At 67.8% G+C, this 16889-nt stretch carries 13 protein-coding genes and 1 pseudogene; 8 read left to right on the top strand and 6 right to left on the bottom strand.

Annotated elements, in window-relative coordinates; translation table 11 throughout:
* Window positions 1–20 precede the first annotated feature (20 nt).
* Together HHL27_RS12075 and HHL27_RS12070 are read right to left on the bottom strand one after the other, a co-directional pair.
* On the bottom strand, window positions 21–368 hold the full coding sequence (locus HHL27_RS12075; RefSeq protein ID WP_169493691.1) for an arsenate reductase: 348 nt from the start codon (window positions 366–368) through the stop codon (window positions 21–23).
* Window positions 365–674: pseudogene (locus HHL27_RS12070) on the bottom strand (antibiotic biosynthesis monooxygenase family protein). Before HHL27_RS12070 ends, HHL27_RS12075 begins: the two are co-directional and overlap by 4 nt.
* Window positions 675–1012: 338 nt before the next feature.
* Here HHL27_RS12070 and aroC point away from each other — a divergent pair.
* Window positions 1013–2098 (top strand): chorismate synthase, encoded by a 1086-nt coding sequence (aroC, locus tag HHL27_RS12065; RefSeq protein ID WP_169493690.1) that lies wholly within the window; start codon window positions 1013–1015, stop codon window positions 2096–2098.
* Window positions 2099–2139: 41 nt separating this feature from the next.
* On the opposite strand, the gene HHL27_RS12060 is transcribed toward aroC, so the two are convergent.
* The gene (locus tag HHL27_RS12060) at window positions 2140–2913 is read right to left on the bottom strand and encodes an enoyl-CoA hydratase-related protein (RefSeq protein ID WP_169493689.1); all 774 of its coding nucleotides are present in this window, start codon (window positions 2911–2913) and stop codon (window positions 2140–2142) included.
* A gap of 81 nt (window positions 2914–2994) precedes the next feature.
* Between HHL27_RS12060 and HHL27_RS12055 the strand changes: the two genes are divergently transcribed.
* Complete coding sequence (locus HHL27_RS12055) at window positions 2995–4305, top strand: dicarboxylate/amino acid:cation symporter (RefSeq protein ID WP_169493688.1); 1311 nt, start codon at window positions 2995–2997, stop codon at window positions 4303–4305.
* Window positions 4306–4380: 75 nt separating this feature from the next.
* On the opposite strand, the gene HHL27_RS12050 is transcribed toward HHL27_RS12055, so the two are convergent.
* The 3 genes from HHL27_RS12050 to hflK form a co-directional block, all read right to left on the bottom strand.
* A complete protein-coding gene (locus HHL27_RS12050; protein WP_338114891.1) occupies window positions 4381–5931 on the bottom strand; it encodes a Do family serine endopeptidase in 1551 nt (516 codons plus the stop codon).
* Window positions 5932–6053: 122 nt separating this feature from the next.
* On the bottom strand, window positions 6054–6905 hold the full coding sequence (gene hflC / locus HHL27_RS12045) for a protease modulator HflC (RefSeq protein ID WP_169493686.1): 852 nt from the start codon (window positions 6903–6905) through the stop codon (window positions 6054–6056).
* Window position 6906: 1 nt separating this feature from the next.
* Entirely contained in the window at window positions 6907–8034 is a 1128-nt protein-coding gene (hflK, locus tag HHL27_RS12040) for a protease modulator HflK (RefSeq protein WP_169493685.1), read from the bottom strand.
* Window positions 8035–8218: 184 nt separating this feature from the next.
* On the opposite strand from hflK, the gene HHL27_RS12035 reads away from it, so the two are divergent.
* The 6 genes from HHL27_RS12035 to dnaA all read left to right on the top strand — a co-directional run bounded on the left by HHL27_RS12035 (window position 8219) and on the right by dnaA (window position 16403).
* Window positions 8219–9187, top strand: coding sequence for an Mrp/NBP35 family ATP-binding protein (locus HHL27_RS12035; RefSeq protein WP_420874058.1), 969 nt, complete (start codon window positions 8219–8221; stop codon window positions 9185–9187).
* A 4-nt stretch (window positions 9188–9191) separates the two neighbouring features.
* Window positions 9192–11489 carry a molybdopterin cofactor-binding domain-containing protein gene (locus HHL27_RS12030; RefSeq protein WP_169493684.1) on the top strand — a complete coding sequence of 766 codons (2298 nt, stop codon included), beginning with the start codon at window positions 9192–9194 and terminating at the stop codon, window positions 11487–11489.
* A complete protein-coding gene (gene hemH / locus HHL27_RS12025; protein ID WP_169493683.1) occupies window positions 11489–12511 on the top strand; it encodes a ferrochelatase in 1023 nt (340 codons plus the stop codon). Before HHL27_RS12030 ends, hemH begins: the two co-directional genes overlap by 1 nt.
* 76 nt (window positions 12512–12587) lie before the next feature.
* Window positions 12588–14012: a cytochrome P450 gene (locus tag HHL27_RS12020; protein ID WP_169493682.1), complete on the top strand. Its 1425-nt coding sequence runs from the start codon at window positions 12588–12590 to the stop codon at window positions 14010–14012.
* Window positions 14013–14157: 145 nt separating this feature from the next.
* A complete protein-coding gene (gene rpsT / locus HHL27_RS12015) occupies window positions 14158–14418 on the top strand; it encodes a 30S ribosomal protein S20 (RefSeq protein WP_169493681.1) in 261 nt (86 codons plus the stop codon).
* Window positions 14419–15017: 599 nt separating this feature from the next.
* The gene (gene dnaA, locus HHL27_RS12010) at window positions 15018–16403 is read left to right on the top strand and encodes a chromosomal replication initiator protein DnaA (protein WP_169493976.1); all 1386 of its coding nucleotides are present in this window, start codon (window positions 15018–15020) and stop codon (window positions 16401–16403) included.
* The last annotated feature ends 486 nt before the right edge of the window (window positions 16404–16889 follow it).

Here is a 16889-nt window from a genome sequence, read left to right as displayed (position 1 = left end):
AAACGCCTTGCCCCGCCGACTCAGCCCAGCGCGGCTTCCCACTCGGGCTGCTTGAACCCCACCAGAAGACCGCCGTCATGCTCGACGATCGGCCGCTTGATGACCGAGCTGTTGGCCGCCAGCACCGCCGCCGCGCCATCGCCCGCCAGCGCCTCCTTCTGCGCCTCGTCCAGCTTGCGGTAAGTCGTCCCCGCCTTGTTCACGATCTTCTCGCGCCCCGCCTGCGCGATCCAGCCGGCGATGCGCGCGGGATCGGCGCCTTGCTTCTTGTAGTCGTGGAAAGTGTACGCGATGCCTTGGCTCTCGAGCCAGACACGCGCCTTCTTGACGGTGTCACAGTTAGGAATGCCGTAGACGGTAACGCTCATCGCTCGGTCCTGTCGAAGTGGTGGTGGCGCGCGGGAGTCCCGGCGAACAGGGTATAGCTTTCGTAGTATTCGGCGCGGCCCCGGGCCTGGACTGCGGCGTGGTCGGCCTGCCGTCGCCAGCCAAGCGCGGCGGCCTCGTCGGCCCATTCGGACGGCGATCACTTCGCCGTCGTCGGCCGTGTAGCTCTTGAACGAGATAAAGCCGGGCTGCGCGCGGGCCAGGTCCTCCATCGCCTGCGCATCGGCGGCATAGGCGGCGGCGTCGAGGTCGGCGCGCTTGCGGTTGCGGAAGACGACGAGGTACATGGGCTGCCTGTCCTAGGCGGCGTGGACAAACTCCGCAACGCCACGGTTTCCCTGTAAAGGGCCCCGGCAAGGAGCGAGGCCGCAGGTGGAGTGGGCCTCCATCAAGGCCGAGCGACGCTGCAGGGACCCTTTACAGGGAAACCCCTTTGGGGCTGGACCAAAAAGCGCCATCGCAGCGTCGGCTCGGCTCGCAATATTCCCGATATTGCTCCGCCTCGCCTCCTCTCGCTGGCGCTTTTTGCCTCCAGCCGTGGCGCTGTGGAATTTGTCCACGCCGCCTAGTCCGCGATCGGCCGGGCAATGGACTTTTGCGCGCGCTTGCGACAAAGCCGCGCTCCATGAGCCTGAACAGCTTCGGACACGTGTTCCGCTTCACCACCTGGGGCGAAAGCCATGGCCCCGCGCTCGGCGCGGTCGTCGACGGCTGCCCGCCGGGCCTGCCGATTTCCGAAGCGGTGATCCAGCCCTTCCTCGATGCCCGCCGCCCCGGCCAGTCGCGCTTCACCACGCAGCGGCAGGAACCCGATCAGGTGAAGATCCTTTCGGGCGTGTTCGAGGGCCAAGACGGAATCCAACGCACGACCGGCACGCCGATCAGCCTGATGATCGAGAACGTCGACCAGCGCTCGAAGGACTATGGCGATGTCGCCAAGGCCTACCGCCCCGGTCACGCCGACTATGCCTATGACGCCAAGTACGGCTTTCGCGATTACCGCGGCGGGGGGCGCTCCTCGGCGCGTGAAACGGCGGCGCGCGTGGCGGCGGGCGGCGTTGCGCGGCTCGTGATTCCCGAAGTGAAGATCACCGCCTGGGTCAGCGAGATCGGCGGCGACCGGATCGACATGGATCACTTCGATGAAGCCGAAATCGGCCGCAACCCGTTCTTCTGCCCGGATTCGTGGGCGGCGGCGCGCTGGGAAAAGCTGGTCGACGATGCGCGCAAGTCCGGCTCGTCGCTGGGTGCGGTGGTCGAATGCGTGGCCGAAGGCGTGCCCGCCGGCTGGGGCGCGCCGCTCTATGCCAAGCTCGATGCCGAACTCGCCCACGCGATGATGGGCATCAATGCGGTCAAGGGCGTGGAGATCGGCGATGGCTTCGAAGCCGCGCGCAACACCGGCGAAGGCAATGCCGATCCGATGCGGCCCGGTAATGATGGGCCCAGCTTCCTCGCCAACCACGCGGGCGGCATTGCCGGGGGCATTTCGACCGGACAGCCGGTGGTGGTGCGCGTGGCGTTCAAGCCGACCAGCTCGATCCTCACCCCCATGCCCACGATCACGCGGGAAGGGGAGGCGACCGAGCTGTTCACCAAGGGCCGTCACGATCCTTGCGTCGGCATTCGCGGCGTGCCCGTGGTCGAAGCGATGATGGCGCTGGTCCTTGCCGACCAGAAGCTGCTCCACCGCGCCCAGACCGGACGCTGAACGGCCGGACGCTGAAAGCCCGGACGCTGATCAGCGATAAGTCAGCGCCCCTTCCACGCGGGGGCGCGCTTTTCGGCAAAGGCGAGCGCACCTTCGCGCGCGTCCTCGCTGCGGCGCCACGCGGCGAAGGAGGGGTAATCCTCTTGACCCTCGATCGCCGCTTCCAGGCTGGGCTCGTCCAGCCCGCGCATCACCGCCTGCTTCGATGCCCGGATCGATAGCGGCGCGCCCTTCAGGATCGTCTTGACCCAGGCGCGTGTCGCCGTCTCCAGCTCGTCGTCAGGCACCACTTCGGTGACGAAGCCCAGCCGCTCGCCCTCCGCGGCGCTGACGCGGCGGGCCGACAGGATCATGCCCATCGCCTTTTTCAGGCCGATCTGGCGGGCCAGGCGATGGACCCCGCCGCCCAGCGCCACCGCGCCGACCAGCGGTTCGGGCAGGCCGAAGCTCGCGCTTTCCGCCGCGATGATCAGGTCGCAGGCGAGCGCCACCTCGAACCCGCCGCCCAGCGCCAGCCCGTTGACCATGGCGATGATCGGCTTGTCGCAGTCGAACCGCTCGATCAGCCCGGCATAGCCGTGCGCCGGATAATCGCGATGCCCGTTCGCGACCACCGACTTGAGATCGGACCCGGCGCAGAAGGCGCGACCTTCGCCGGTCACCACGCAGATCCACTGGTCGGGATCAGCGGCAAAGGCATCGAACGCGGCTTCCAGCTCGTCATGCATGTCCGCGTCGATCGCGTTCAGCACCTCCGGCCGGGCCAGGCGGATCCACGTGACCCGCTCCTCGCGCTCGATCCTGATCCTCTCCACCGGCGTCTCCTTATGTAGGTTTGCCCTATGCCTAGCCAGAGGTTAGTCTCGCACGCAACAATCTTGCGGGGACGAAAGACCTTGGGCCGACGCCTTACCCTCTACATCGTGATCGCCATGATCGCCGGCATTCTCACGGGCTTTGCGCTCAACCGCGCCTATCCTGCAGACAGTGCGACGCTCGCCAGCATCGCCGACACGCTCAAGCTGCTGCCGGAAGTGTTCCTGCACCTGATCAAGATGATCATCGCGCCGCTGATCCTGGCGACGCTGGTCACCGGCATCGCCGGCATGGGCGATAGCGCCGCGCTCGGCCGGATCGGCGGGCGGGCGCTCGGCTGGTTCATCACCGCCAGCCTGATCTCGATCGGTCTTGGCCTGGTGCTGGTGAACCTGTTCAAGCCCGGCGTCGGCCTGCAGTTCACGCCCGCCGCCCCGGTCGGCGATCTTGCCACCGCCGATTTCACCCTGCGCCACTTCGTGCTCGAGATTTTCCCGACCAGCGTGTTCGAGGCGATGGCCAAGAACAACGTCCTGCAGATCCTCGTGTTCTCGCTCTTCGCCGGTGTCGCCCTCTCGGCCATCGGTGAAAAGGGCGCGCCACTGGTGCGCGGGGCCGAAGCGCTCGCCACGCTGATGCTCACGATCACCGACTATGTGATGCGCGCGGCACCCATGGCCGTGTTCGGCGCGCTCGCTTCGGTGGTGGCGACCAAGGGCCTGTCGATCATCGTCACCTATGGCGTGTTCGTTTCCGAATTCTTCTTCGGGCTGACGCTGCTGTGGGTGATCCTGTTCACCATGGGCGGCCTGTTCCTGGGCAAGCGCGTCATCGTGCTCGCCCGCTATATCCGCGAACCGCTGCTGCTCGCCTTCTCGACCGCAAGTTCGGAGTCCGCGCTGCCCAAGCTGTTCGAACAGCTCGACCGGTTCGGCGTGCCGCGCCGCATTTCGGGCTTCGTCCTGCCGCTGGGCTATTCGTTCAACCTCGATGGCTCGATGATGTACACCAGCTTTGCCACGATGTTCATCGCGCAGGCCTATGGCGTCCACCTGTCGATCGGCCAGCAGATCGCCATGTTGCTCACGCTGATGGTCACCAGCAAGGGCATCGCCGGCGTGCCGCGCGCCAGCCTCGTGGTCATCGCCGCCACGCTCACCCAGTTTGGCCTGCCGCTCGAAGGCATCGCGCTGCTGCTCGGCGTCGATACCTTCCTCGACATGGGGCGCACCGCCACCAACGTCGTCGGCAACGCGGTGGCAACTTCGGTCATCACCAAGTGGGAAGGCATGCTGCAGGTGCCGATGGATCCGGACGCGCCCGAACCGCTGCCGCCGCACGATACGCCCGAACACGGGCGCCGCGGCCTCCACCTCGATCCCGGCCAGTAAAGGCCCGACCAGTCCAGCGAAAAGGCCGCCCCGGTTTCCCGAGGCGGCCTTTTTCTTGCCGTCAGATCTGTTCGATCAGCGCAGGCGGATCGGCACGTAAAGCGCGGGCTGGCCACGGCGCTGGATGCGCAGCAGCACGGCTTCGCGGTTCTCCGCCTTGGCCTGGCGCACCACGGCTTCCAGGTCAGCCAGCGACGTCACCGCCTTGTAGTTGGCCGACAGCACGATGTCGCCACGCTGCAGGCCCTTGGCCGCCGCGTCACCCGAGGTATCGACCGCGGTGATGACCACGCCCTTGGTGTCCTCGGTCGCGCCCAGCTGGCGCGCGATCTGCGCGGTCAGGGGGATGGCGGCAATGCCCAGCGACTGCTGGATCGCCGCGCCCGAAGCAGGCTTGCTGGCATCGGGCTTGGCAAAGCCGCCGTTGTCGCTGTCGTCCTGCTGCGCGTCGGGGTCGAAGGTGTTGCTGGCCAGCTCCTCCTCGCTCGGGCGCTTGCCGACGACCGCCTGCACGGTCAGCCGCTGGCCGTTGCGGATCAGCTCGATCGGGATGCGCTTGCCCGGTGCGGTGTTGGCCACCAGGAACGACAGCGTCTGGTCGGGAGTGACTTCCTTGCCGTCGACCGAAACGACCACGTCGCCCGACTGGATGCCGGCCTTGGCCGCGCCTTGGCCCGGTTCGACCGACTGGATGAATTCGCCGCGCTTCTTGGCAAGGCCGAGCGAGGCGGCAAGGTCGTCCGACAGCTGCTGGATGCGTACGCCCAGATAACCGCGCTCGATCGCCTGGCCGCTGCGCAGCTTTTCCACGATCGGGGCGGCGATCTCGGCGGGAATCGCAAAGCCGATGCCAACGCTGCCGCCGGTCGGCGAAAAGATCGCGTTGTTGATGCCGATGACGTTGCCGTTCATGTCGAACATCGGACCGCCCGAATTGCCCCGGTTGATCGAAGCGTCGGTCTGCAGATAGCGGTCGTAGGCCGAACCCGATCCGGTGTTGCGATAGACCGCCGAGATGATGCCGCTGGTGACGGTGCCGCCAAGGCCGAACGGGTTGCCGATGGCGATCACCCAGTCACCCACGCGGGCGTGGCGCGAATCGCCGAACTTCACGAACGGGAAGGGCTTGGTCCCCGAAATCTTGAGCACCGCCAGGTCCGACGCGGCGTCGCGGCCGATCAGCTTGGCGGGATAATCGGTGCCGTCGGTCATGGTGACGGTGATCGATTCGACCTCGCCCTGGCCGTCGGCGGTGATCACGTGGTTGTTGGTGACGATGTAGCCGTCGGCCGAGATGATGAAGCCCGAACCCAGCGACTGCGCCTCGCGCGTCTGCGCGCCGCCGCCGCCCTGGCCGCCGCCGAACAGGTCACCGAAAGGCGTTCCGGCGAACGGGTTCTGGTTCTGCACCTTCACGCGCTGGCGGGTCGAGATGTTGACCACGGCCGGCTGCAGCTGCTGGGTCAGGTCGGCAAAGCTTGCCGGCGCGCCCGCGCGGGGCACCACGTTCTGCATCTGCGCGGAATCGTTCTGGGCCACCTGGGCGCCGGCGGGGAAGCCGGTCACCAGGGTCGCCGCGCTGCCGGCAAGAAGCAGCGCCGTAGTCACTCCGTAAGCATATCGCACGTGGCTCGTTCCTCTTGTCCTATGCGTTGGCGGCGGATTCCCGGCCGTGCCGGGCGCCGCTCCCATCCCCCTCGCCGATCAACGCTTCGTCGCATGAACGGGATTTGAATGGGGGCGTTCCGTCACTTTCCGCGGAATTGCTTCAGGTACTCGTTGTCAGGAGAAAGCACGATCGACGTACTCGATCCCTTCTGCGCGAAGGTCGTGTCGTAGCTCTGCATCGCCCGGTAGAAGTCGTAGAACGAAGGGTCCTTGCCGAAGCTGTCGGCATAAGTGCGCGATGCGTCGGCCTCGGCCTGCGCGCGGATGATCTGCGCGTTCTTCTGGCCCTGCGCGCGGATCGTCGCGGCTTCCTGCTGGCGCGCGGTCGCCATGCGGGTGAACGCCGAATCGAGCGGCGCGCCATCGGGCAGGTCGGCGCGCTTGATCCGCACGTCGATCACCTGCGCGCCGTATTCGCGCGCTTCCCTGTCCAGCCCCTGGCGGATGTTGGCCATCGCCTGCCCACGCTCGGCGGTCAGCAGCGAAGCAAACGTGCGCTTGCCCAGTTCCTGGCGCAGCACCGAATTGAGGATCGGCTGCAGCTGTTCGGATACGCGGTCGACGGTCCCGGCGGTCTCGTACATCTTGACCGGGTCGATCACGCGGAAGCGGGCATAAGCGTCCACTTCCAGGCGGCGCTGGTCGGCGCTGGTCACCTGCTGGCGCTCCATGTCGACGTCGAGCACGCGCTTGTCGACCCACACCACCGTTTCGAAGAACGGGATGCGCCAGGAAAGGCCTGCCCCGGTCTGGCCGAAGTCGGCATTGGGGCGGAAGCGGTTGATCACGCGCTCGGGGTCCCCCAGCCGCACGATCACCGCCTGCTTGGTTTCGGGCACCACGATCAGCGTGCTCGCCAGCGCGACGAGCAGCACGATCACAGCGATGACCGCGGCCTTGTAGTCGTTCCAGATGCGTTCGATGGCGTCCATGTCAGTTCGCCCCCCCGTTCGAGGCATCGCTGGCAGCATCGCTCGGGCGGCGCTTGATTTCGGGCAGCGGCAGGTACGATTGCACCCCCGGCGTCTCGACGATCACCTTGTCGGTCTGGCTCAGCACGCGCTCCATGGTTTCATAGTACATGCGCCGGCGCGTCACCTCGGGGGCAAGCTTGTACTGCTCGTACACCTTGTCGAACGCGGCGGCCTCGCCCTGCGCGCGGGCGGTCAGCTGCTGCGCCCAGGCTTCGGCGCGGTTCACCTCGCTCTGCGCATCCTGCTGCGCGGCAAGCACTTCCTTGAAGGCATCGACCACCTTGGCCGGCGGGTCGGTCTTCTTGATCTCAACGCCCTGGATCTTCACGCCCGAGCGATAGGCATCGAGCACGCGCTGCATCCGCTCGCGCACGTTCTGCTCGATCGCGGCGCGGCCCGAACCCATGGCGTCGTTCAACGTCACTTCGGCGATCGAGGCGCGCATCGCCGCCTCGGCCACTTCGCGAACGGTCTGGTCCGGTTCGGCCAGCTGGAAGGAATAGAGCTTCAGATCCTTGATGTTCCAGCGCACCAGATAGGTCAGGTCGACCAGGTTCTGGTCGGCGGTCAGCATCAGCTTCTCGCCTTCGCCCTCGGGGATCGATTCCCGGCGGATCGAGGTCACGTCCTTCACGCTCACCGATTGCACCGGCCAGGGCAGGGTCAGCGCCATGCCGGGATGCAGCGTGCGCGAATAGGATCCGAATGTCGTGACGATGCCCTGTTCCTGCGGGGCGATGCGGTGGACCATCGACGTGCCCAGCCACAGCAGCACGAAGGCGGCAACGCCGATCGGCACCCACGATTTGCCGTCGGGGCGCGGGGGCAGGCGGAACGCGGGGCCGCGCCCGCCGCCGCCCGGGCCCGCAGACCGCTTGCGGAACAGCTCCTCGATGCTCGGGCCCTTGCGCGGCTCGCCCGATGCGGGCGGCAGCCAGGGATTGCGCGGACCTTCGGATCCCGGCGGCGGGCTGGGCCGCTCGCCGCTCTCGGGCCTGTTGCCGCCTGCGCCGCCTTCGGTCCCGGCGTCTCCGCCACGGTCGTCGGCGCCGCCCGGGTCGCCCCAGGGGCTCTTCTTGCCCGTCATTGCGCTGCTGGTCCCGGGCAGGGGTCCGGGCCCTGCACCTGCCTCACCGAAATCCTTCATCCGACCGTTATAGGAACAACGCTCGCGAAAAACAGTGTCTCGCTCCCAAAATTCCTCTGCTAGGGGACTGCCCCGAAGGCCGGGGGTGAATGGCTGCAACCGGCGGGCAGGAACAGGAGCGGGCGTGAGCCTCGATGGCAAGGCGCTGCACGATGCGGTGCGGCAGGTGGCGGGGGACAGGCTGCAGTCGGCCACGGTGAAGGGCGAAGTCGCCACGATCGTGCTCGATGTCGCCGGCATGGAGCGGCTCGCGCGCGACAAGCTCGATCTTGCGGTGCGCGACGCGGCCAAGGCGGCGGGCGCTGCCGAAGTGCGCGTGGGCATGACCGCGGAAAAGCGTGCGGCCCCGCTGATCCTCGCGGTCGGCTCGGGCAAGGGGGGCGTTGGCAAGTCCACGCTGTCCACCAATCTCGCCGTCGCGCTGTCGCGCGCTGGAAAGAAGGTCGGCCTCGTCGATGCCGATATCTATGGCCCTTCGCAGGCGCGCCTGCTCGCAACCGAAGGCATGCGCCCCACCGCCGAAGGCAACAAGCTGCATCCGGTGCAGAGCCCCTGGGGCCTGCCGCTGCTGTCGATGGGCCACCTCGTCCAGCCGGGGCAGGCGATCGCATGGCGCGGGCCGATGGCGGGCAATGCGCTGGGCCAGCTGACCGATGCGATCTGGGGCGATATCGATCTGCTCGTGGTCGATCTTCCGCCCGGCACCGGCGATGTGCAGCTGACCATGCTGCAAAAGCACAAGCCGGCGGGCGCGGTGATCGTCTCCACCCCGCAGGATCTGGCGCTGATGGACGCCACCCGCGCGGTGCAGCTGTTCGAACAGGCGCACGTGCCGATCGTCGGCCTGGTCGAGAACATGGCCGGCTACGTCTGCCCGCATTGCGGAGAGGAAAGCGATCCGTTCGGGCAGGGCGGTGCCGAAGCCGCGGCAAGGACGATGAACCTGCCCTTCCTCGGCCGCATTCCGCTCGATCTGGCGATCCGGCAGGACAGCGACGCCGGGCGGCCCCCGGCGGCGGGCGAAGGACCGCAGGCCGATGCCTTCGCCCGGATCGCGCAAGCCGTGATCGCCTGGCTCGACGCGCGCGTTTAGCGCCATGCGGCTGACCCGGCGCGGCCTGTTGATCGGCGCTGGTGCGGGGGGCGGCCTGCTGCTCGCGTTCCGGCTGGTGCCGCGCCACTATGCCAGCCCGCTTGTTGCGCGCGATGGGGCTGATGCCGGAGAGCGCGTATTCGACAGCTTCATCCGCCTCGCGCGCAATGGCGATGTCAGCGTGGCCGTGCCGTTCTGCGAAATGGGGCAGGGGATTGCCACGCTCGCCGCGCAGATCGTCGCGGTGGAGATGGGCGCCGACTGGAAGCGCGTCGGCGTCGAACCCGCACCGGTCAGCCCGGTCTATGGCGATGCCGTGCTCGCCGCGCGCTGGGCGCGGCTGTGGCTGCCGCTGGCGCCGTCGCTGGCCGACCGGCCCGGCGATGTGCTCGCCCGCCTTCATGCCGAGCGCGAGCCGCTGCAGATCACGGCGGAAGGCACTGCGCTCGCCGCGTTCGAAGCGCCCTTGCGCGATGCCGCCGCTGCCGTCCGCGCCGTGCTGGCGCAGGCCGCCGCCGCGCAGTGGGGCGTCGGCTGGGAAACGCTCGATGCACGCGGCCATGCCGTCACCGACGGCAAGCGCCAGATCGCGTTCGAAAAGCTGATCCCCGCCGCCGCCGGTTTCGACCCGCCCGATCCGCCGGTGCTGCGGCCCGAACCCCCGCGCGAAAAGCCCGGCGCCTTTCCCGAAGGCGCGCGCCCGGCCTTTCCCCGGCTCGATCTTCCGCCCAAGGTCGATGGCAGCTTCGTCTTTGCCGGCGACGTGCGCCTGCCCGGCATGGTCCACGCGGCCATCGCCATGGGCCCGCAGGGCGATAGCGTGCTGGCAAGCTACGATCGTAAGGCCGCCGCCGATATCAAGGGCCTCGTCGGCGTCGTCCGCGCCAAGCGTTGGCTCGCCGCTGCCGGCACCACCTGGCACGCCGCCGACAAGGCGCTCAAGGCGATGGACCCGCGCTTCAAGGCGGCGGGCCGGATCGCCGACAGTTCCGCGCTCGAAACCCGCATCGACACTGCTCTGCACAAGGGCACGCCCCGGCGCATCCTTGCCGAAGGCGATCCTGACGCCCTGCTTGCGCGCCCCAGCCTCGACGTGCGCTACGATGTCGAACCCGGTACCCACGCCCCGCTCGAAACCGCCACCTGCACGGCGCGGCTGGAGGAAGGGCGGCTCGAACTCTGGCTCGCGACGCAAGCGCCCGAACTCGCCCGCCGCGCCGCCGCGCGCGCCGCGGGCGTCGCCTTGCGCGATGTCGTGCTCTATCCGCTCCACGCCGGGGGCAGCTTCGATGCGCGGCTCGATGTGCGCATCGCCTCGCAGGCCGCTGCCATTGCCAAGGCGATTGGCCGCCCGGTGCAGCTGATGTGGTCGCGCTGGCAGGAATCGCTCGGCAGCTATCCGCGCACGCCCGTCTCGGCGCAGCTGTCCGCGGCGATGAGCCCCGACAAGCAGCGCCTGCTCGGCTGGCGCGCGCGGCTTGCCCTGCCGGCCACCGCGATCGAATGGGGCACGCGCCTGCTCGGCGAAACCAGCATGCCACGCGCCAAAGCCGCCGCGCAGGGCAAGCCCGATCCGATGGCCTGCGAAGGCGCGCTGCCGCTCTATGGCATCCCCGAAAAGGCGGTCGATCACATTCCCGTCGATCTGCCGCTGCCCACCGGCCGGCTGCGCGGCGGCGCGCATGGCTACACCGCGTTCATCGTCGAAAGCTTCGTCGATGAATGCGCCCATTTCGCGGGCGCCGAGCCGCTCTCGTTCCGCGTCGGCATGCTGTCGGGCCAGCCGCGCCTCGTCGCCTGCCTGCAGGGCGTGGCGCGCATGGCGATGTGGGGCGGCGGCGCCGATGCCTCGGGGCAGGGCATCGCCTGCTGGAAGCTCGATCTCGAAGCGAGCGAAGGCCCGCGTTCCGGCTTCATTGCCGTGGTGGCGACAGCGCGGCAGGACAATGGCGCGATCCGGGTCGACCAGCTTTCCGCCTATGCTGACATCGGCCGCATCGTGAACGTCGATATCGCCCGCCAGCAGATCGAAGGCGGCCTTCTCTTCGGCCTTGCCCACGCGATCGGCGGCAGCACCGCCTATGCTTCGGGCCTGCCGCTGGCGGCCCGGCTGTCGCAGCTCGGCCTGCCGCTGCTGGCCGATTGCCCCAAGGTCGATGTTGCCTTCGCCGATTCGACAGAGCAGCCGTTCGATCCCGGCGAACTCGGGATGGTCGCCACGGCCCCTGCCATCGCCAATGCCCTGTTCTCGGCCACCGGCGCGCGCCTGCGCCGCCTGCCCCTCCTGTCCGAAGGCTTCTGATGACCGCTTCGCATCTTCCTGCCGAACACCCGGTCGTGCGCACCGGCAAGGTCGGCGTGCTGCTGGTCAACCTCGGCACGCCCGATGCGCCCGATGCGAAGTCGGTGAAGCGCTATCTCGGCGAATTCCTGTCCGACAAGCGGGTGGTGGAAATTCCATCGCTCGTCTGGCAGCCGATCCTGCGCGGCTTCATCCTGACCACCCGGCCGAAGAAGAGCGCCCACGCCTACCAGCAGGTGTGGAGCGATGAAGGCTCCCCGCTCGCCGCGATCACCGCTGCCCAGGCGCGCGGGCTGCAGGCGCGGCTGGGCGATGCGGCGATCGTGCGCCACGCCATGCGCTACCAGAGCCCGGCGATGGGCAAGGAGCTGGACGCCCTGCTCGAACAGGGATGCGAACGCATTCTCGTCGCGCCGCTCTATCCGCAGTATTCCGCCGCCACCACCGCCAGCGCGCTCGATGCCATGGCGGACTGGATCAAGGGCCGCCGCCGCCTGCCCGCGCTGCGCACGCTGCCGCCCTATCACGACGATCCCGCCGCGATCGCCGCGCTCCACGCCGATCTCGCCCGCCAGATTGGCGCGCTCGCCTTCGCGCCGGAACTGCTGCTTTTGAGCTTCCACGGCATGCCCGAACGCACGCTGCACCGGGGCGATCCCTACCACTGCCATTGCCGCAAGACCGCGCGCCTGATCGGCGAACGCTTTGCGCAGACTCATCCTGACCTGCGCATCGTCACCAGCTTCCAGTCCCGCTTCGGCCGCGCCAAGTGGCTCGAACCGGCGACCGACACCGTGCTGGTGGAAGAAGCAAGGAACGGCACGAAGCGCGTGGCCATCGCCGCACCCGGCTTTTCCGCCGACTGCCTCGAAACGCTGGAGGAACTGGCCATCCGCGGGCGCGACGATTTCCTCGCCGCCGGCGGCAGCCATTTTGCCGCGCTGTCCTGCCTCAACGCGGGCGAGGCCGGGATCGACCTCATCGAATCGCTCGTCCGGCGCGAACTTTCCGGCTGGATCTGAAATCTTCCGGGTCTTGCCTCGCTGCTGACAGTCGTGTCATTAATGGAGCGATTAAAAAGACCCTGGGAGACGATCGATGGCCAGCGTTCCGGCCCGCAGCTTCACCGACGTGACCGTCCAGTCCGATCGCGGCAACCCGCACTGGACGCGCCACCCCGGCGATGCCGCACTCGATGCGATCCCGGGGGACGATGGCTGGCCGATCGTCGGCACCACCTTCCGCCAGCTTGGCGATCCGATCGGCTTCGGCAAGGAAATGCTGGCCAAGTACGGTCCCGTCTACCGCACCCGCAGCTTCGGCCGGCGCGGCGTCAACCTGATCGGCCCCGATGCCAACGAGCTCGTGCTGTTCGATCGCGACAAGCTGTTCTCGAACGAGCAGGGCTGGGGCCCGATCCTCAACCTGCTGTTCCCGCGCGGGCTGATGCTGATGGACCACGAAGCGCACCGCATCGACCGGCGCGCGCTGTCGATCGCGTTCAAGCCCGAACCGATGCGCGCCTACTGCGGCCAGCTCAACGAACAGATCGCGCGCGGCGTCGAAGCGTGGAGCAAGGGTGCCGGGGCCGATGGGGTCACGCAGGTCCGCTTCTACGACCTGATCAAGACGCTTACCCTGCAGACCGCCGCGGTCAGCTTCCTCGGCCTGCCCCTGGGGCCAGAGGCCGACCGGCTGAACAAGGCCTTCGTCGACATGGTGCAGGCCTCGGTCGCGCCGATCCGCCGCCCGCTGCCGTTCACCGCGATGGGCCGGGGCGTTGCCGGGCGCAGGCTGATGGTCGAATACTTCACCCAGCTGGTGCGCGAACGGCGCGAGAGGCCCGGGCAGGACATGTTCAGCCAGTTCGCCCTCGCCACCCGCGAAGATGGCAGCCTGCTCGCCGAAGACGTGGTGGTCGATCACATGATCTTCCTGATGATGGCCGCGCACGATACCATCACCAGCTCGTTCACCACGCTCGCCTGGCACCTCGCGACCTCGCCCGAATGGCAGGACAAGCTGCGCGCCGAGGCGCTGGCCGTGACCGGCGGTCCGGACCGCACGCTCGCCTACGAGGATCTGGGCAAGCTCGAACTGACCGATCTCGCCTTCAGGGAATCGCTGCGGATCATGCCGCCGGTTCCGGCCATGCCGCGCCGCGCGCTGCGCGATTTCACCTTCCGCGGCCACTTCATTCCGGCGGGCACGGGCGTCGGCATCAGCCCGGCCGCGGTCCATGCCGATCCCGCGCTCTGGCCCGATGCCGACCGCTTCGATCCGCTGCGCTTCACCCCCGACAAGGTCGCCGCGCGGCACAAGTATGCCTGGGTGCCCTTCGGCGGCGGCGCACACATGTGCCTGGGGCTGCACTTCGCCACGATGCAGACCAAGGTGCTGGTCGCGCAGATCCTGTCGCGCTATGCGCTCGAAGCCGCGCCGGGCTATGCGCCTTCGTGGCAGGCCTGGCCGATCCCCAAGCCGCGCGACGGCCTGCGCCTGTCGCTGCGCCGTCTGGCCTAAGGGGCGGCCCGCAGGCGCCGAATCTGTTGACCGCATCGCGGCTTGACGCTAAGGGCGCCGCTTTCCGGCGGGCTTTACCCGCTTTCCATCATGATTGCATGGGCGCCTTTTCGGTGGCCCGCCAGAGGACACGAGACAGGAACACATGGCCAACACGCCGCAAGCCCGCAAGCGCATCCGCCGCAACGAACGTCGCGCCGAAATCAACGGCAACCGCCTTTCGCGCATCCGCACCTTCGTCAAGAAGGTCGAAGCCGCGCTCGAAGGTGGCGACAAGTCTGCGGCCGCCGAAGCGCTGAAGGCTGCCCAGCCCGAGCTGGCGCGCGGCGTTGCCCGTGGCGTGCTCCACAAGAACACCGTGGCCCGCAAGATGAGCCGTCTCAGCAAGCGAGTCGCCGCTCTCTGATTCGCGGCGAAGCGCTGATCGTGTCGGGGTGATGACCGGCACGTTACGGCACAAAAAAAGAACATGGCCGGCGTGTCACACGCCGGCCTTTTCTTTTGCGCGATAGTTTCAAAGCGCCACCAATTTCGCAATCGCAACAAGTCACGGAAATTCCGCGATTCGGCTGTTGAAGTAAGGAAAACTGAATAAAATCATGTACTTGATGGAGTTCTGCGGGCCAGGCCCGAGTCAAGGCGATTTATTTCAGTTTTTTTGCGCTCCGGCGCTTGCGCACAAACGCGAAGGGCCAATAGACAGGACGGACCGGCAGCGGCGGGGGCCTTCTGTTTCGACAGGGAACTCGTCTGGCCGGTGTCACGAAATCGCTTGAAGCAGGGCCCGGGCGCACGAATGCGCGCATCCGGGCAAGGGGTAGGTCGTGCCTGTTCTCCCGGCAAGAGGAGGTCAGGCCGCAAGATGCGGGGCGGCGGCGCGTGAAGATCGATGAATTCGGCATGGGCGGCGCCACGCAGGCAGCCGCCGGCAACAAGACGACGGTACAGGCCGGCCCGGCAAACGGTGCTTCGGCAGGGCAAGGCAAGAAGGGACGTGACGGCAGCATGATCGAGGACCAGGAAGCCCTGGATCTGGCGGCCGATTGGGCGGACATTAGCCAGGGCCTGAAGAAGGACCTGGGTTCGCAGCTGCACAGCCAGTGGATCAAGCCGATCCAGCTTGGCAGCTTCTGCAAGGATACCGGCACGCTCGATCTGTTCCTGCCGACCGAATTCTCGGCCAACTGGGTCGCCGATCGCTTTGCCGATCGCCTCAGCCTCGCCTGGAAGATCGCCCGTTCGGAAGTGCGCCAGGTGCGCATCACGGTCCACCCCCGTCGCCGCGCCATGCCCGATCTGCGCGTGGCGGCCGCGTTCGAACCGGCGGCGCCCGCGCGGCCCGTGGCGCCCGCCATCGCCGAATCGACGCTCGCCGGGCTCGATCCCTCGCTGACCTTCGCCGATTTCGTCTCGGGCTCGGCCAACGTGCTGGCGGTGAACGCCGCGCAGCGCATGGCCGCGGTCGAAACCCCGCAGTTCTCGCCGCTCTACCTCAAGGGCTCGACCGGACAGGGCAAGACGCACCTGCTCCACGCCATCGGCCACGCCTATGCCGCCAACAAGCCGGGCGCGCGGATCTTCTACTGCTCGGCCGAACGCTTCATGATCGAGTTCGTCCAGGCGATGCGCTCGAACGAGATGATCGAGTTCAAGTCGCGCCTGCGCGGCTTCGACATGCTGCTGGTCGACGACATCCAGTTCATCATCGGCAAGGCCAGCACGCAGGAGGAATTCCTCCACACGATCGACGCGCTGATGAGCGCGGGCAAGCGCCTCGTCGTCGCCGCCGACCGTGCACCCCAGGCGCTCGATGGCGTCGAACAGCGGCTGCTTTCGCGCCTGTCGATGGGCCTGGTTGCCGATATCCAGCCGGCGGACATCGAGCTGCGCCGCAAGATCCTCGAACACCGCCTGGCCCGCTTCGGCAACGCACAGGTGCCGGGCGACGTGATCGAGTTTCTGGCTCGTACCATCAACCGCAACGTGCGCGAGCTGGTCGGCGGTCTCAATAAGCTTATCGCCTATGCCCAGCTCACCGGCCAGCCGGTCAGCCTGAGCCTTGCCGAAGAGCAGCTGACCGACATCCTGTCGGCCAACCGCCGCCGCATCACCATCGACGAGATCCAGCGCACCGTCTGCCAGTTCTACCGCGTCGATCGCACCGAAATGGCCAGCAAGCGCCGCGCCCGCGCGGTCGTGCGCCCGCGCCAGGTCGCCATGTACCTCGCCAAGGTGCTCACGCCGCGCTCCTATCCCGAGATCGGCCGCAAGTTCGGCGGTCGCGATCACTCCACCGTGATCCACGCCGTCCGCCTGATCGAGGAACTGCGCGCCCGCGACGCCGACATGGACGGCGACGTCCGCACCCTGCTGCGCCAGCTCGAGGACTGATCTGGAGGGGCCGGGCTGGGCGCGCGGCCCCAAGAAAAGCAGTCCTTCGACAAGCTCAGGATGGGCGGGGTGCGGAAGCCCCCAAAACGTCATCCCAGCGAAGGCTGGGATCGCTGGCCACCAAGCGCCTCCAACCGTTCCACAAACCGTGAGCGATGCCAGCCTACGCTGGCATGACGAGCCGGAAGCAGACCACGCCCCCTCCCCCCACACCGCCTGCCCTGAGCCTGTCGAAGGGCCGCCCTTGTTCTCCCAAGCGCAACAGCGAGACAGCGCGCAACACCCACCCCCCAACACAACAAATACGCCGGAAGACGTCCCGGGAGCGCGAGGGGTCCCCCCTCGCATCTATCCTCTTCCACCCCAACCTTGACAAAACGTACCATATAGGTTATACGCCCCCCCACGGACCGGGAGCGGCATGGCCGGCTTGCTCTTCGCTCCTTCGGGCCAATCTCCACGATGGGAAAGGCCCGACGCGACCGG

This window comes from Novosphingobium olei (genome assembly GCF_012927405.1).
Lineage (GTDB): Bacteria > Pseudomonadota > Alphaproteobacteria > Sphingomonadales > Sphingomonadaceae > Novosphingobium > Novosphingobium olei.
The sequence above is the reverse complement of the archived record's forward strand: the minus strand, read 5'-3'. Positions and strand labels throughout refer to the sequence as shown.

What these genes read in the sequence shown, in the direction of transcription:
- aroC (WP_169493690.1), top strand. Translation starts at nt 1,013, where the DNA reads ATGAGCCTGAACAGCTTCGGACACGTGTTCCGCTTCACCACCTGGGGC.
- dnaA (WP_169493976.1), top strand. Translation starts at nt 15,018, where the DNA reads ATGATCGAGGACCAGGAAGCCCTGGATCTGGCGGCCGATTGGGCGGAC.
- HHL27_RS12075 (WP_169493691.1), bottom strand. Translation starts at nt 368, where the DNA reads ATGAGCGTTACCGTCTACGGCATTCCTAACTGTGACACCGTCAAGAAG.
- hflK (WP_169493685.1), bottom strand. Translation starts at nt 8,034, where the DNA reads ATGACGGGCAAGAAGAGCCCCTGGGGCGACCCGGGCGGCGCCGACGAC.
- HHL27_RS12030 (WP_169493684.1), top strand. Translation starts at nt 9,192, where the DNA reads ATGCGGCTGACCCGGCGCGGCCTGTTGATCGGCGCTGGTGCGGGGGGC.
- hemH (WP_169493683.1), top strand. Translation starts at nt 11,489, where the DNA reads ATGACCGCTTCGCATCTTCCTGCCGAACACCCGGTCGTGCGCACCGGC.
- hflC (WP_169493686.1), bottom strand. Translation starts at nt 6,905, where the DNA reads ATGGACGCCATCGAACGCATCTGGAACGACTACAAGGCCGCGGTCATC.
- rpsT (WP_169493681.1), top strand. Translation starts at nt 14,158, where the DNA reads ATGGCCAACACGCCGCAAGCCCGCAAGCGCATCCGCCGCAACGAACGT.
- HHL27_RS12020 (WP_169493682.1), top strand. Translation starts at nt 12,588, where the DNA reads ATGGCCAGCGTTCCGGCCCGCAGCTTCACCGACGTGACCGTCCAGTCC.